Source organism: Pseudomonas sp. P8_241, assembly GCF_034008315.1.
Taxonomy (GTDB): Bacteria; Pseudomonadota; Gammaproteobacteria; order Pseudomonadales; family Pseudomonadaceae; genus Aquipseudomonas.
The window spans coordinates 482,375-497,354 of sequence record NZ_CP125377.1; the positions used below are offsets into that span (position 1 = coordinate 482,375).

At 59.2% G+C, this 14,980-nt stretch carries 16 protein-coding genes and 1 tRNA gene; 7 read left to right on the forward strand and 10 right to left on the reverse strand.

Annotated elements, in window-relative coordinates; translation table 11 throughout:
* Positions 1-117: 117 nt before the first annotated feature.
* The 8 genes from QMK58_RS02170 to QMK58_RS02205 form a co-directional block, all read right to left on the reverse strand.
* Entirely contained in the window at positions 118-351 is a 234-nt protein-coding gene (locus QMK58_RS02170; protein ID WP_320395809.1) for a helix-turn-helix transcriptional regulator, read from the reverse strand.
* 105 nt (positions 352-456) lie between these two features.
* Positions 457-930, reverse strand: a complete 474-nt coding sequence (locus tag QMK58_RS02175) for a hypothetical protein (protein ID WP_320395810.1) — start codon at positions 928-930, stop codon at positions 457-459.
* A gap of 123 nt (positions 931-1,053) precedes the next feature.
* Positions 1,054-2,262, reverse strand: coding sequence for a tyrosine-type recombinase/integrase (locus QMK58_RS02180; RefSeq protein ID WP_320396513.1), 1,209 nt, complete (start codon positions 2,260-2,262; stop codon positions 1,054-1,056).
* A gap of 188 nt (positions 2,263-2,450) precedes the next feature.
* Positions 2,451-2,526: transfer RNA gene (locus QMK58_RS02185), tRNA-Phe, on the reverse strand.
* Positions 2,527-2,629: 103 nt separating this feature from the next.
* Positions 2,630-2,902: an oxidative damage protection protein gene (locus QMK58_RS02190; RefSeq protein WP_053153138.1), complete on the reverse strand. Its 273-nt coding sequence runs from the start codon at positions 2,900-2,902 to the stop codon at positions 2,630-2,632.
* Complete coding sequence (mutY, locus tag QMK58_RS02195) at positions 2,899-3,966, reverse strand: A/G-specific adenine glycosylase (protein WP_320395811.1); 1,068 nt, start codon at positions 3,964-3,966, stop codon at positions 2,899-2,901. The genes QMK58_RS02190 and mutY overlap by 4 nt, the downstream gene beginning before the upstream one ends.
* Entirely contained in the window at positions 3,963-6,197 is a 2,235-nt protein-coding gene (locus QMK58_RS02200) for an AsmA family protein (protein ID WP_320395812.1), read from the reverse strand. Before QMK58_RS02200 ends, mutY begins: the two co-directional genes overlap by 4 nt.
* A 78-nt stretch (positions 6,198-6,275) precedes the next feature.
* Positions 6,276-6,680 carry an acetyl-CoA sensor PanZ family protein gene (locus tag QMK58_RS02205; RefSeq protein ID WP_053153147.1) on the reverse strand — a complete coding sequence of 135 codons (405 nt, stop codon included), beginning with the start codon at positions 6,678-6,680 and terminating at the stop codon, positions 6,276-6,278.
* 323 nt (positions 6,681-7,003) lie between these two features.
* On the opposite strand from QMK58_RS02205, the gene QMK58_RS02210 reads away from it, so the two are divergent.
* From QMK58_RS02210 to QMK58_RS02240, 7 genes are all read left to right on the forward strand, one after another.
* On the forward strand, positions 7,004-8,668 hold the full coding sequence (locus tag QMK58_RS02210) for an OFA family MFS transporter (RefSeq protein ID WP_320395813.1): 1,665 nt from the start codon (positions 7,004-7,006) through the stop codon (positions 8,666-8,668).
* Positions 8,669-8,888: 220 nt separating this feature from the next.
* Positions 8,889-9,482, forward strand: a complete 594-nt coding sequence (gene hisB / locus QMK58_RS02215; protein WP_003218037.1) for an imidazoleglycerol-phosphate dehydratase HisB — start codon at positions 8,889-8,891, stop codon at positions 9,480-9,482.
* Positions 9,482-10,120: an imidazole glycerol phosphate synthase subunit HisH gene (gene hisH, locus QMK58_RS02220; protein WP_053153152.1), complete on the forward strand. Its 639-nt coding sequence runs from the start codon at positions 9,482-9,484 to the stop codon at positions 10,118-10,120. The genes hisB and hisH overlap by 1 nt, the downstream gene beginning before the upstream one ends.
* Positions 10,121-10,378 carry a DUF2164 domain-containing protein gene (locus QMK58_RS02225; protein ID WP_053153155.1) on the forward strand — a complete coding sequence of 86 codons (258 nt, stop codon included), beginning with the start codon at positions 10,121-10,123 and terminating at the stop codon, positions 10,376-10,378.
* A 42-nt stretch (positions 10,379-10,420) separates the two neighbouring features.
* Complete coding sequence (hisA, locus tag QMK58_RS02230; protein ID WP_053153157.1) at positions 10,421-11,158, forward strand: 1-(5-phosphoribosyl)-5-[(5-phosphoribosylamino)methylideneamino]imidazole-4-carboxamide isomerase; 738 nt, start codon at positions 10,421-10,423, stop codon at positions 11,156-11,158.
* Between the two features lie 9 nt (positions 11,159-11,167).
* Complete coding sequence (hisF, locus tag QMK58_RS02235) at positions 11,168-11,938, forward strand: imidazole glycerol phosphate synthase subunit HisF (RefSeq protein WP_053153159.1); 771 nt, start codon at positions 11,168-11,170, stop codon at positions 11,936-11,938.
* A gap of 78 nt (positions 11,939-12,016) precedes the next feature.
* Positions 12,017-12,772: an ABC transporter substrate-binding protein gene (locus QMK58_RS02240; protein WP_320395814.1), complete on the forward strand. Its 756-nt coding sequence runs from the start codon at positions 12,017-12,019 to the stop codon at positions 12,770-12,772.
* Between the two features lie 79 nt (positions 12,773-12,851).
* On the opposite strand, the gene QMK58_RS02245 is transcribed toward QMK58_RS02240, so the two are convergent.
* Together QMK58_RS02245 and QMK58_RS02250 are read right to left on the reverse strand one after the other, a co-directional pair.
* On the reverse strand, positions 12,852-13,628 hold the full coding sequence (locus tag QMK58_RS02245; RefSeq protein WP_320395815.1) for a divergent polysaccharide deacetylase family protein: 777 nt from the start codon (positions 13,626-13,628) through the stop codon (positions 12,852-12,854).
* Position 13,629: 1 nt separating this feature from the next.
* Entirely contained in the window at positions 13,630-14,949 is a 1,320-nt protein-coding gene (locus tag QMK58_RS02250; RefSeq protein WP_053153168.1) for a S41 family peptidase, read from the reverse strand.
* Positions 14,950-14,980: the final 31 nt, after the last annotated feature.

Sequence of the window (14,980 nt, forward strand, 5' to 3'; positions counted from 1 at the left end):
TTGGAGCCTCCGGGGGCGATCTTCGGGCAAGCCGAGTTCGCCCCGCTGATTGCGGGTTGGCTTTTTTTCTCGTCTAAATCAACTGCTCAGGAGGTGTGCAGGATGGTAAGGAGGCTGTTAGGCAACTTCTTCTCGGCTTTCCCGGATACGAGCATCCCTCCAAGTCAGCACCTCAGATTCGATCCAGACAGCAGACTTCGGTCCGAGCATGACTTGCTTGGGGAACGTTCCGGAAGCGATGCGCCGATAAATCTCAGATGTGGAAAGAGTGGTCAGTGCTCGCACCTCAGGAAGTTTGATAAAACGGTGCGAGGCGTCGGATTGTTCGGGAGTGGTGGTTATGTGTGCCATGTTTAGCGACCTCATGGGTTGCGTGGGAAACATGGGGTAGATGTTGTCTAAGAAGATTTCATAGGAAAACTCCCCGACCGTAGGGAAATGGGGTTTTACGTACGATCAGGGGGTTTTTTTAGGGCGCCCCGGTTGTAATGCGTAAGCTGGTGCCGCAGATCGTATCCAATCCTTAATCTGATCGGGCTTATCTGGTAGTAATTTACGGTGCTCTTTGTACAGCTCGGCGAAAACAGATTGTGCCATTTCGCCAATGCGGATTTTTTGAGCTGTATCGTTCTGCCATAACTGTTTGGCTGTCTGCTGGGCTATTTTTCGCAGAGCACCTCTTTCTTTGTTGAGCTTCGCAAGCCCGTAAAATCGTGTATCGCCGCTACGCGCCTCAGGTGAAAGGGACGTTTCTTCCGCCGATGGATCTCCCTCGTAGCGGGCAAGGCCCGCTTTGATGGTACGCAGAAGAACTGCCGCAGGGTCATTCGCCCCCCTCAATGGTTCACCTACTTTTAGCATTTGCCAATTCGGTTCAAGCGCTTGCTCAACTTGCTTGATAAACGGGGCGGGCTTGTCTGGCTTATCCATTGTTCCGGTCTCCCAAAGGCCAGCCTCTCTAGCGTTGACAAGGCTGGCAGCGGTTTAAGTGGATTTATCCACAGCGATGGATTGAGACTAGTTGGAAATGCTTGGGAAGTTAAAATGAGGCGATCACGCCTTGCGTTTGATGCTCACCACATTGGCACTCGTGCATAGGGCGTCAATTGAGTCGGCCCAGGCCTGCATCATGTCTTCACGTTGGGGCAGATAGGTGGCGTGGTTATAGGTGTCGCGGATTTCGTCAGCGTCACCATGGGCAAGCTGGCGCTCGATCCAGTCGGAGTTATAACCTCGCCCGTTCAGTTCGGTACTCAGCAGGTGGCGGAAGCCGTGGCCGGTTTGGCGGCCTTCATATCCCATCAAGCGCAGTGCCTTGTTGATGGTGTTCTCGCTCATCGGGCGGTCCGGGTTTTGCTGACCTGGGAATAGGAGGGAGAAGCTACCGGAGATTTCGTGAAGGTGGCGCAGGATGGCAACAGCTTGGCTGGGGAGGGGCACAGCATGGGAGCGGCGGGCCTTCATACGCTCTTTGGGGATCGTCCAGGTATCACAGTCAAGATCAAATTCATCCCAGCGCGCAGCTCGTAATTCGCCAGGTCGAACAGCGGTCAGGAGCAGCAGTCGGATAGCGCAACGGGTGAAGGTGTGAATCTTGGCGATTTCGAGCTTGCTCAATAACACAGGCAGCTCGGCGAAGGTGACATGCGGATGGTGTCGGACCGCCTTTGCTGGTGCGGCTACCACGTTCAGGTCGGTGGCTGGGTTGCTCTCCACCACGCCCCGGACCAAACCGTATCGGAATATCTGGTGTAACCACTGGCGAATTTTACCAGCGGCATTGAGGGTGCCTCGTGCCTCCACCTTGCGCACTAGTTCCACCAGGTCGGGGCGGGTAATGCTGGTGATGGGGCGGGCACCAATGCTTGGGAGAAGGTCGTTTTCCAGATACAGCTTGGCTTTGTAGGCGGTGCTCTCGGCCCAGCGTGGTGCATTGTAGGAGTACCACTCCCGCGCCAGCACTTCAAAGGTCAGCTTGTCGGCCTTCTGTGCCTGTTTGGCGGCTTGGCGTTCAGAACTTGGATCGATGCCGTCTGCGAGCAATTGGCGTGCCTCCTCGCGCCGCTGGCGAGCTTTCTGAAGAGGAATAGTTGGGTATGCCCCCAAGGCCAAGCGTTTTTCTTTTTCGGAGTGGCGGTATTTCAGGCGCCAGAGCTTCGAGCCGTTCGGCATGATCTCCAAGTACAGACCATGACCGTCGCTTAGCTTGTAGGACTTTTCCTTGGATTTAGCCGCTTTGATTGTGGAGTCGGTCAGCGGAATGGTTTTGCGTGGCATTGGGGCATCTCCGTAGGGGCATGAAATAGACCGAACCGGATGTGCCCCCCGATATGCCCCCAAAGATTGGGGCATGCTAGGGAGGTATAGGAAAGCATAGACAACAAAAAACCCGCACAAGGCGGGTTCTTTGGGGCTTTCGGGTAGTTTAGACACCACCTGAAATTAATTAGTGGTGCCCAGAGACGGAATCGAACCGCCGACACGGGGATTTTCAATCCCCTGCTCTACCGACTGAGCTATCTGGGCAACGGGGCGCATTAAACTGGTTTTTCAGGGGGTCGTCAAGCAAGTTTTCAAAAAAAATTTAATTATTACCGTCGCTTACGTTCCGACCCCCGATTTTGCGGGGTTATTCCGACGGCGGCACGTAGCCTTCGGCCTTGGCGTAATCCTCGCCGGAGAAGTACTTGTCCATCTCGCCCTGAAGATATTTGCGATCTTCGGCGTTCATCATGTTCAGGCGTTTTTCGTTGATCAGCAGCGTCTGGTGTTTTTGCCAGTCGGCCCAGGCCTTGGCCGAGACGTGGTCAAAAATGTCCTGGCCCTTGGCGCCCGGAAATGGAGGGCGCTCCAAGGCGGGTAATTCTTCTTTGTACTTGCGGCACATGATGGTGCGGGTCATGACGACTCTCCTGCGTTCAATACGGCGGCCGCGCGTTCGAGCAAGGTTTTGACCGGGGCGGCAAGGCCCAGGCGCGGCGGGGTGGCGAGGTTATACCAGAGCCAGTCGGCCTCGGCCACGTGATGGCCGGACTCCTGGACCTGAACCAGACAGGGTTCGATGGATAACTGAAAATGGCTGAAGGTGTGCACCAGGCTTGGCAGTGCTTGTTGTGTGCCCAGTTCCAGCGAGTGCTGCGACGCCAGATGTTGCAGGTCGTCGAGGTCGTCGAGTTCCGGCAAGCTCCAGAGGCCGCCCCACAGGCCCGTGGACGGGCGGCGGTAAAGCAGGATCGCGCCGTCACCGTTGGCGAGCATCGGCATCAACGTGCGCTTCTGTGGGATGGCCTTGCGCGGCTTGGGGATCGGGTAGCGGGTTTCCAGGCCGAGCATGTGCGCTTCACAGCCTTTCTCCAGCGGACAGAGCAGGCAGCTCGGCTTGCTGCGGGTGCAGAGCGTGGCGCCGAGATCCATCATCGCCTGGGTGTAGGCGTTGACCCGATCATGCGGCGTAAAGCGCTCAGCGTTGGCCCAGAGCTGTTTGGCGACCTTCGGCTCCCCAGGGTAGCCCTCTTGCGCGGTAAAGCGCGCCAGCACGCGTTTGACGTTGCCGTCGAGGATCGGCGCGCGCAGGCCCATGCTGATGCTGGCGATAGCGCCGGCGGTGGACAGGCCAATGCCCGGCAAATCAGTGAGCTTTTCCACGTCTCGGGGAAATTCACCGCTGTACTGCTCGACGACGATCTTCGCGGTCTTCTGCAGATTGCGTGCACGGGTGTAGTAACCCAGGCCCGTCCACAGGTGCAGTACTTCGTCTTCCGGGGCGGCGGCCAGGGCTTCGACCGTCGGCAACGAGGCCATGAAGCGGTCGAAGTAATTCAGCACAGTGCTGACCTGGGTCTGCTGCAGCATGATTTCCGAGACCCATACCCGGTATGGGTTGATGTCCTGCTGCCAAGGCAAATCGTGTCGGCCGTGGCGGTCGAACCAGTCGAGTACCGCCGTTGAAAACTGCTCGGCTCTCATCGCTTGAACAGCCCCTTGAGTGCGTCTTTGAGTTCCGGACTGACCTTGTCGCCCAGCTTCTCATCGATTTTGTCGCTGATCCGCTCTCCCGCCAGCTTGGCGGCGACCTGTCCCATGCGTTCGTTGTCCAGTCGGCAGGCTTTGGCCCCCAGTTCCAGCGGGCCACGGCAACGCAGGGGCCATTCGATGCCGACAAACTTCTCGCCGACCTGGCAGGCCGGGTCTGGCATGTCGCTCTTGTCGCCTTCGACGACGATGCCGACGCGGTAATCCATACCCAGGACTCGCAGATCGACGTCGCCGTTGCCGTTGACGGTCATGCCCGGAATACGCACTTTCAGGTCCGGGTTGCTGGCCACGCCGTTACGGAACGTCAGGTTGCCTTTGAACTCCTGGAAGGGCGTGTCCTTGCCCCGTGGTTCGCCGCTGAGGGTTTTGCGGTTGAGCGTGGCGATGCCTTTGCACAGCTGTTGCTCGAGGTTGGCATTGAGCAGCACGCCGTTGTTGATGACGAAACTGGTGGTGCCATTGAGGGTTTCGATCAGCGCTTTCTGGCTGTTGCCGTTGCCGGTCAGGTTGCTGTTGAGCGTGACCAGGCCTTTGACCGGCGGATTCTTGCCCTGGCTCTCGAGGATCTTCTCTGCCGGGACGCGGCTGATCTTCGTCAGCAGGTTCAGCGCCGGTACCTGTTGGCGGAGGTCGAGGGTGCCGGCGGCGTTGAAGTTGCCTTCGTACAGGTTGCCGCTCAGGTTCACCAGGGTCAGCAAGCCGCCCTGGCCGGTAGCCTTGAGCGCAGCGTTTTGAATCGGCAGGTTGTCCAGGGTCAACAGGCCGAAGCTCAGGTCGGCGTCCACATCGAGTTTGCTCAGGCGCTCCACCGGCAAAAGGCGTTCGTTGCTCCAGGCCTCTTTGGTCGGCGATGGCGGCAGCGGGGTGCTGCCGGCGCCCGCCATGGCATCGGCTTCGGTACTTGCCACTTCGGCTTGGCGCACTTGCTTGGCGCTGTTGGCCTCCGCAGATTTGGGCGGCAGGTAGCGGTCGACGTTGAAGGTGTCTGCCTTGAGGGTTGCGCGCAGCGATTGCTTGGCGAAATCTTCGACGGCGATGCGACCGCTGAAGGTGCTGTCGTCGAGTTTCAGGTTGATGTTGTCGAATGCCACGCTGGTCGGCGTGCCCGTCAGCCGACTGGCCAGCTCGACCTTGGTCAGACTGCCTTCGGCCATGGCCGGGAGTTTCTGGCCGATGCTGTCGACGAATTTTGCCAGGTCAAACTGGGCGATCGAAATGCCGCCGTTGACCTGCGGAGTCTTGTCGAGGTCGTTGACCTTCAGTTCGCCCAGTGCCCGCAGCTGGTTCGCGGAGATTTTGATACCGGTCCACTCGGCGACATTGGCCGCCCTGTCCAGCAACAGTTGGCCCTGGGCAGCGAAGGTCATGGTCTTGCCTTGCAAGGGGTCGCCAGCGACTTCGCCGGACAGTTTCATGTCTTCGAATTTGTAGCGCTGCAAGGCGCGCTCGAAACGCAGCTCGCCATTCAGTTCCGTACGCACCCGCAGAACCGGTTGATTGGTGCCCAGGAATGCGGTGAGTTTGACCGGGATGTTGGTGGAATCGTGTACTGCGCCGGTGCTCAGCTGGATGCTTTCGGCGCTGAACTGCTTGCCGGTTTTTTCGTCGTTGTACTCGACGCGGGCGTTGTTGACGGTGAGGCTGTCGATATCCAGGCGCATCGGTTGCGCTGTTTTTTCTGCTTGCGCGGTCGTTTCCGGGGCCGGCTCACCGGGGTTCGCCGCAGGCGCGGTGGAAGAATCGGCAGTGGCCGGGACGGGCTTCTTGCCAACGTCTTCCCAATTGCCGTGGCCATCCTTGTCGCGATTCAGGCGCAGGTTCAGGCCTTCGACGCGCACGTCGCTCATCTGTACTTCACGGCGCAGCAGCGGCAATACGCGCACCGACAGGCCGAGCATTTGCAGGTCGGCGAAGGGCTCGGCCGGTTTGATCAGGGTCGCGACACTGGCGTCGTGCAATTCCAGGCCCAGCCACGGGAACAGGCTCCAGCCGATATCGCCATTGAGCGTCAGCTCGATGTGGGCCTTGTCGCGGGCAATCTGGCGAATCTCGTCTTTGTAGTCGTTGGGATCGAAGAGGTGGGTCAGGGCAAAGCCCAGTGCCACAATGATCAGCAACAGCCCGAGAAGTACCAGACCCAGGATTTTGCCGAACGCTTTCATGGGCGAGTCCTTGTAATTAGTCGATTTCGAAATTTAGCCGAGGAGTATAGCGCCCTGGAATGGACGACCGGTCAGCGATCACAGGGTCGATTCGTGCAGGGGTAATTTCAGTTTGGCCGCCAGCGCCTGAGCCTCCAGATGCCCGGCAGGTGCCAACAGACTGAGTGTCGCGCCCGATTGCTCGGCCATTTTTCGGGCTTCAGTCACTAGCCGTTCAGCGACCCCACGGCGACGGGTAATTTTTCGTACGCATATTTGGGACAAGTACCAAACGTCTTGGTGCCGCTGCAAGCGTGCCGCGCCGAGCAGACGATCATTGAAGCGACCAGCGATCAGCGAGCCGTCTCGCAAACAGTCTTCGATCAGTTGCGCATCCCCGGAAAACGGGGCGAACAGCCATTCGGGAGCGTCGCGGTAAATTTTCTGCAGATCCTGCTGGTCCTGGTTAGTGGCCTGGTTTAGCGGCTCAACAATGATCGGCATGGGGAATCCTGTGCAGTTAGAGGGTGCCATTTTCTGTAGGAGCTGCCGAAGGCTGCGATCTTTAATGATCAAAAGATCGCAGCCTTCGGCAGCTCCTACAGGGGAGGCGTTCACATAATGATGAGATCAGTCGACGTACTTGTCGTGATGTCAGTTTGATTTTTCTGTCAGCTGCAAATGGTAACCTTCGCCCGTTCGTCCGTCTTTCTGCGACCTGTTGTCGCGCGACAAGGTGTTCACTCAAAAAACGGTCATGCCCGCGTGCATAAAGGCCCGGGGTGAGCAGTGGCTGGCGAACCATACTAATAATTGGGGGATTCACAATGACTTCGAGCATCACGGCGGACGGCTTGAATGCCGACCAGCCTGCGTTCCTGTCCAAGGAGCGCATTATCGCCAAGCCCGGCTTCAACCGTTGGCTGGTGCCACCGGCCGCGCTGGCCATTCACCTTTGCATCGGCATGGCCTACGGATTTTCGGTGTTCTGGCTGCCGCTGTCCAAAGCGCTGGGCGTCACCGCTCCGGTCGCCTGCGCGCCGGACATGAGCTTTATCGCACAAGTCTTTTCGTCCCAGTGCGACTGGCCGATCTCGATGCTTGGCTGGATCTACACCCTGTTTTTCATCTTCCTCGGCTGCTCGGCCGCGATCTGGGGCGGCTGGCTGGAACATGCCGGGCCACGCAAGGCTGGCGTTGTATCGGCCCTGTGCTGGTGTGGTGGCCTGCTGATTTCGGCACTGGGGGTTTATACCCATCAGATCTGGTTGATGTGGATTGGCTCCGGGGTCATTGGCGGTATCGGCCTGGGTCTGGGTTACATCTCGCCGGTGTCGACTTTGATCAAGTGGTTCCCGGACAAGCGGGGCATGGCGACCGGCATGGCGATCATGGGCTTCGGTGGTGGCGCGATGGTGGGTGCGCCGTTGGCCGCAGCGCTGATGGGGCATTTTGCTTCGCCAACCAGCGTCGGTGTGTGGCAGAGCTTCCTGGTAATGGCCGCGATTTACTTCGTGTTCATGATCGGTGGCGCGTTGTCCTACCGCGTTCCGCCCACCGGCTGGAAGCCTGAAGGCTGGACGGCCCCGGCGAAAAAAGCCTCGAATGCGATGATCACCCACCGCCATGTACACGTGAATGTAGCGTGGAAAACCCCGCAATTCCGTCTGGTCTGGCTGGTGCTGTGCCTGAACGTTTCGGCCGGTATCGGCATCCTGGGCATGGCGTCGCCGCTGTTGCAGGAAGTGTTCGGTGGCAAGTTGCTGGGCAATGACCTGGCGTTCGGTCAGCTCGATGCTTCGCAACTGGCTTCCATCGCTGCCATTGCTGCCGGTTTCACCGGTTTGCTCAGCCTGTTCAACATCGGCGGACGCTTCTTCTGGGCTTCGTTCTCGGATTACCTGGGTCGTAAAAACACCTACTTCGTGTTCTTTGCCCTGGGCTTTGCGCTGTATGGACTGATTCCAAACCTCGGTCACCTGGGCAGCGTGGCGCTGTTCGTGACGGCGTTCTGCATAATTTTGTCGATGTATGGCGGTGGTTTCGCGACGGTTCCAGCGTATCTGGCCGACCTGTTCGGTACGCAAATGGTTGGCGCGATCCACGGTCGTCTGCTGACGGCATGGGCGGCTGCCGGCGTACTGGGACCGGTGCTGGTGAACTACCTGCGTGAATATCAGTTGAGCATCGGCGTCGAGCGCGCGGCAGCGTACGACATCACGCTGTATATCCTCGCCGGCCTGCTGGTGCTGGGTTTCCTGTGCAACCTGCTGGTGCGTCCGGTGGCGGACAAGTACTTCATGACCGATGCTGAACTGGCCGCCGAGCAGGCGCTGGGCCACGACAAAGGCGCTGATAGCAGCACTTCGCTGGAGTGGAAAGCGGCGCCGGGTACCAAGCCGCTGGCGATTGCGGCTTGGCTGGTGGTGGGAATTCCGCTGGCGTGGGGTGTTTGGGTGACCCTGCAGAAGACGGCGGTGCTGTTCCACTAACGCCAAACTTCTGTAGGAGCCGGCTTGCTGGCGATCAATGCGACGCGGTGTGTCAGGCACACCGCCATCGCTGGCAAGCCAGCTCCTACATGTCATGACAGGTATAGCTCCAGGGTTGATGAGTTCACTCCGTCAGCCATATCACCTCCAATGTTTCTGTTTCGCGCCCGCACGCCTATAATGGCTGCCTTTTTCGCCCAATGATTTTGCGGAGCTGGTGATGGCCGAACGTAAGGCGTCTGTCGAGCGCGACACTCTGGAAACCCAGATCAAAGCCTCGATCAACCTCGATGGCACCGGAAAGGCCCGATTCGATATCGGTGTTCCTTTTCTTGAGCACATGCTGGACCAGATCGCCCGTCACGGGTTGATCGACCTGGATATTGTCAGCAAGGGCGACCTGCATATCGATGATCACCACACCGTGGAAGACGTCGGTATCACCCTCGGCCAGGCGTTTGCCAAAGCCATCGGCGACAAGAAAGGCATCCGTCGCTACGGCCACGCCTACGTGCCGCTCGATGAAGCGCTGTCGCGTGTGGTGATCGACTTCTCCGGCCGTCCAGGCCTGCAGATGCACGTGCCGTATACCCGCGCCACCGTTGGCGGCTTCGACGTTGACCTGTTCCAGGAGTTCTTCCAGGGCTTCGTCAACCATGCGCTGGTCAGCCTGCACATCGACAACCTGCGTGGCACCAACACCCACCACCAGATCGAAACCGTGTTCAAGGCTTTCGGCCGCGCCCTGCGCATGGCCGTTGAGCTCGATGACCGCATGGCCGGGCAAATGCCTTCGACCAAGGGCGTTCTGTAATGCAGACAGTCGCGGTTATCGATTACGGCATGGGCAACCTGCACTCGGTGGCCAAGGCCCTCGAGCACGTGGGTGCCGGCAAGGTGCTGATCACCAGCGATGCCAACGTGATTCGCGAAGCCGACCGGGTGGTTTTCCCAGGCGTTGGTGCGATTCGCGATTGCATGGCGGAGATCCGTCGCCTCGGTTTTGATTCGCTGGTGCGTGAAGTCAGCCAGGATCGTCCGTTTCTCGGCATCTGCGTGGGCATGCAAGCCTTGCTCGACACCAGCGAAGAGAACGACGGCGTCGACTGCATCGGTCTGTTCCCGGGCCAGGTGAAGTTCTTCGGCAAGGACCTGCATGAAGACGGCGAACACCTGAAAGTGCCGCACATGGGCTGGAACCAGGTGAAGCAGAAGGTCAGTCACCCGCTGTGGCACGACATTCCGGACATGGCGCGTTTCTACTTCGTGCACAGCTACTACATCGCTGCCGCCAATGCGCGCCAAGTGGTCGGTGGCGGTCACTACGGTGTCGATTTCGCCGCGGCGCTGGCCGAAGGCTCGCGTTTCGCCGTGCAGTTCCACCCGGAGAAAAGCCATACCCATGGCCTGCAGTTGCTGCAGAACTTCGCTGCGTGGGACGGTCGCTGGTAAATGGCCGTCAAGAAAAAGCCGCCGATTCTGACCCTCACTCCCGAGCAGGAGAGCGAGGCCAATCACAAGATCAAGCGTTTCATGGAAGACCGCTTCGAACTCGACCTGGGTACATTCGAGGCGGCCGAGATTCTTGAGCTGTTTACCCGCGAAATTGCTCCGCACTATTACAACAGGGCGATTTTCGATGTGCAGACGCACCTCAAAGAGAGGTTCGAAAGCATCGAAAGCGACCTGTGGGCGCTCGAGAAAAACTGATTTCCGAGCCAAGCTGAACATTCAATTTTGAAGGTTTGCCAGATGCTGATTATTCCCGCTATCGATCTTAAAGACGGTGCCTGTGTTCGTCTGCGCCAGGGCCGCATGGAAGATTCCACAGTGTTCTCCGATGACCCGGTGAGCATGGCTGCCAAGTGGGTGGAGGGCGGTTGCCGCCGTCTGCATCTGGTCGACTTGAACGGCGCCTTCGAAGGTCAGCCGGTCAACGGCGAAGTGGTCACCGCCATCGCCAAGCGTTACCCGAACCTGCCGATCCAGATCGGTGGCGGTATCCGCTCCCTGGAAACCATCGAACACTACGTGAAAGCGGGCGTGAGCTACGTGATCATCGGCACCAAAGCCGTGAAAGACCCGGCTTTCGTCGCCGAAGCCTGCCGCGCTTTCCCGGGCAAAATCATTGTGGGTCTGGATGCCAAGGACGGTTTCGTGGCCACTGACGGCTGGGCTGAAATCAGCACCGTTCAGGTGATCGATCTGGCCAGGCAGTTTGAAGCTGACGGCGTGTCTTCGATCGTTTACACCGACATCGCCAAAGACGGCATGATGCAGGGCTGCAACGTACCGTTCACCGCCGCGCTGGCGGCAGCCACGAAGATCCCGGTGATCGCGTCCGGCGGTATCCATAACCTCGGTGACATCAAGTCGCTGCTCGACGCCAAGGCGCCGGGCATCATCGGCGCGATCACCGGCCGTGCGATCTACGAAGGCACCCTCGACGTCGCTGAAGCGCAAGCTTTCTGCGATTCGTACAAAGGCTGAGGACTGACCATGGCGCTGGCCAAACGCATCATCCCTTGCCTGGACGTGGACAACGGCCGGGTGGTCAAGGGTGTGAAATTCGAAAACATCCGCGACGCCGGTGACCCGGTGGAAATCGCCCGTCGTTACGACGAGCAGGGTGCCGACGAAATTACCTTTCTCGACATCACTGCCAGCGTCGACGGCCGCGACACCACGTTGCACACCGTTGAACGCATGGCCAGCCAGGTGTTCATCCCGCTGACTGTGGGCGGTGGCGTTCGCACCGTGCAAGACATCCGCAACCTGCTCAATGCCGGTGCGGACAAGGTGTCAATCAATACCGCGGCGGTGTTCAATCCGGAGTTTGTCGGCGAAGCCGCTCAGCATTTCGGCTCGCAGTGCATCGTCGTTGCCATCGACGCGAAGAAGGTTTCCGGACCGGGCGAAACCCCGCGCTGGGAAATTTTCACCCACGGTGGTCGCAAGCCAACCGGCTTGGACGCTGTCGAATGGGCGAAGAAGATGGAAGGCCTGGGTGCCGGTGAAATCCTGCTGACCAGCATGGATCAGGACGGCATGAAGAACGGCTTTGACCTGGGCGTTACCCGTGCCATCAGCGATGCGCTGGGTATTCCGGTGATTGCTTCCGGCGGCGTCGGCAACCTGCAGCATCTGGCGGACGGCATTCTCGAAGGTCACGCGAGCGCGGTACTGGCGGCGAGTATTTTCCACTTCGGCGAATACACCGTGCAGGAAGCCAAGGCCTACATGGCTCATCGCGCAATTGTGATGCGTTAAACAAACCGATGCAGGCCAGTGGACATCATGGCGGGCTCAAGGCACTCTTGAGTACGCCAAGGATTTCGGTAGCCAGACATGCTTAAACGCTTTCTACTCGTTCTCGCCAGCGCTGGCCTGTTGTTGATCAACGGGGCACATGCCAAAGACAGCCCCGATAGCGACCTGGTGTTGCTCACGGAAAATTTCCCTCCGTACAACATGGCGAAGAACGGCAAGAACTTCGCTCAGGACGAAAATATCAATGGCATCGCCGTGGACATCGTCCGCGAGATGTTCAAGCGCGCCGACATTACCTACAGCCTGACGCTGCGTTTCCCTTGGGAGCGTGTCTACAAACTCGCCCTGGAAAACCCCGGATATGGTGCGTTCGTGATGGCGCGATTGCCCGATCGCGAGAGGCTCTTCAAGTGGGTCGGGCCGATCGGTCCGGATGACTGGATCATGCTGGCCAAGGCGGACAGCAAAATCACCCTCGAAACCCTGGATGATGCGCGCAAGTACAAGATCGGCGCGTACAAGGGCGACGCCATTGCCATGACGTTGGCCAAGCAAGGTTTGAACCCTGTGGTGGTTTTGCGCGATCAGGACAACGCGAAGAAGCTGGTTAGCGGCCAGATCGATCTGTGGGCCACTGGCGATCCGGCTGGACGCTATCTGGCACGTCAGGAAGGCGTGAGCGGGCTCAAGACGGTGCTGCGCTTCAACAGCGCCGAACTCTATCTGGCGTTGAACAAGGACGTGTCAGACGAAACAGTCGCCAGGCTGCAGGCCGCGCTGGATCAGTTGCGCAAGGATGGCGTGGTGGACGAGATCATGGCGAAGTATCTTTAGCGCCTGTTAAAAGATCGCAGCCATCGGCAGCTCCTGCGTTGGGCAATTTCCCGTAGGAGATGCCGAAGGCTGCGATCTTTCAGCGATAAACCCCATCCTTACCATGCGCCGCCGTTGCCCGATTGCCGCGCACACTGATCATTTGCCTGATATCAATCCACTCGATTCCCTGAGTCTTGAGTTTGGGCAGTTCCCGCTCCAGCACTGCCAGCGTCTGCGGATACGGATGCCCGATCATCACCGCTGAGCCTTGCTTGCGCGCAAGACTGATTGCCGTCTGAAGTTGTGTGAAGATCGCCGCTTCCGTTGCCTCATCATCCAGAAAGACATCTCGCGAAACGCTCGCCAACCCGATCTTCTGCGCTTCGGCTGCCGCGACGGTTTGCGCGCTGGTGCGGCTATCGACGAAGAACTTGTGGCGGCGCTGCAAGTCCGCCATCAGCCAGGCCATGGCCGGTCGCTGAGCGGTCATGCGGCTGCCCATGTGGTTGTTGATGCCGCTGGTGTACGGGACCATTTTGAGTGCGGCGTTCAGGCGTGTTTCCAGTTCGTCGATGGGCAAGTCAGGGTGCCAGGCGAACGGCCCGGTGGCCGGGTCCATCGGCATGTGCAGGATCACGATCTTGCCGGCGCGATGGGCCTCGCGGGCGAATTCGGTGGCGTGGGGTGTGTCGGGCATGATCGCCGTGGTCACCGGGCCGGGCAGGGCCAGCACGCGGCGATCCCGGGGCAGGTTCTGCCCCAGGTCGTCGATGATCAGGCTCAGGTAGGCCTTATGAGGCGTTTGATTCGCGGGCTGTGCAAATGCACTACCCGCCAGGAAACACATCAGACCGATCAGTAACCGCAGAAACATCTCAGCGGCCGGACGTGATGCTCAGCCCTTTGAGCAGGCTCAGGGCCTGGGCCAATTGGTAATCGTCGTCCTGTGGCATCGGCTTGGCCTTGCCGCCGGAACCGGTCGGTTTGTCGGCGCCGCCGTTGCCGTTGCCCAGGTGGCCCTGCAAGTCAGCTTCCTTGAAGTAATCGTTGTCCTGCTCGCTGGTGATCTTGGCCTTGCGCACTTCGATGTCCGGCACGATGCCTTGAGCCTGGATCGAGCGGCCATTCGGCGTGTAGTACAACGCCGTGGTGATCTTCAGTGCGCGGTCGTTGTTCAACGGCAGCACGGTTTGTACCGAGCCTTTGCCGAAGCTGGTGGTGCCCATGACGACGGCGCGTTTCTGGTCCTGCAGCGCACCGGCGACGATTTCCGATGCCGAGGCACTGCCGCCGTTGATCAGCACGACCATCGGCACGGCTTCGCTTTCATCTTTACCCGTTGCGGAGAAGCGCAGTTCCGAGTTGGCGATGCGGCCCTTGGTATAGACGATCAGGCCCTTGGTGATGAAGTGGTCGACCACTTCCACCGCTGCTTGCAGCACACCGCCAGGGTTGTTGCGCAGGTCGAGGATGATGCCTTTGAGCTTCTTGCCATTGTCTTTGCGTAACTTGGCGAGGGCCTTGGAAACCTCTTCGCCGGTCTTGACCTGGAACTGGGTGATGCGGATGTAGCCGTAACCGGATTCCAGCAACTGGCTCTTCACGCTTTTCACTTGAATGACGGCGCGGGCCAGCGTGACGTCGAACGGCGTGCCACCATCGCGTACAAGGGTCAGCGTGATTTTTTCGCCGATCTTGCCGCGCATCTTGTCCACGGCCTCGGTCATGCTCTGGCCCCGGGTTGGCTGGCCGTTGATCTTGACGATGAAGTCGCCGGCCTGAATGCCTGCCTTGGAAGCCGGGGTGTCATCGATTGGCGATACGACTTTGATGAAGCCATCTTCAGCGCCGACTTCGATACCCAGCCCGCCGAACTCGCCGCTGGTGCTTTCCTGCAGCTCGGCGAAATCTTCCGGGCCAAGGTAAGCGGAGTGCGGGTCGAGGTTGCTGAGCATGCCCTTGATGGCGTTTTCCAGGAGGGTCTTGTCATCCACTGGCTCGACATACGCGGCCTTGATCCGGTCCATCACCTCGGCAAACGTGCGCAACTCATCCAATGGCAAGGGCGCCTTGGTGGTCGCAGCAGTGCCCGCAGGCGCGACCGCCGGGGCTGGTTGAGCGGCAAACGCCAAAGGCGCGCCGATCACCAGGGCGATCGTCAGGGCCAGCGAGGTAAGGCGGGACAGATGCAGCATGTCGAACGAACTCCTGAATTAGATGGCGCGC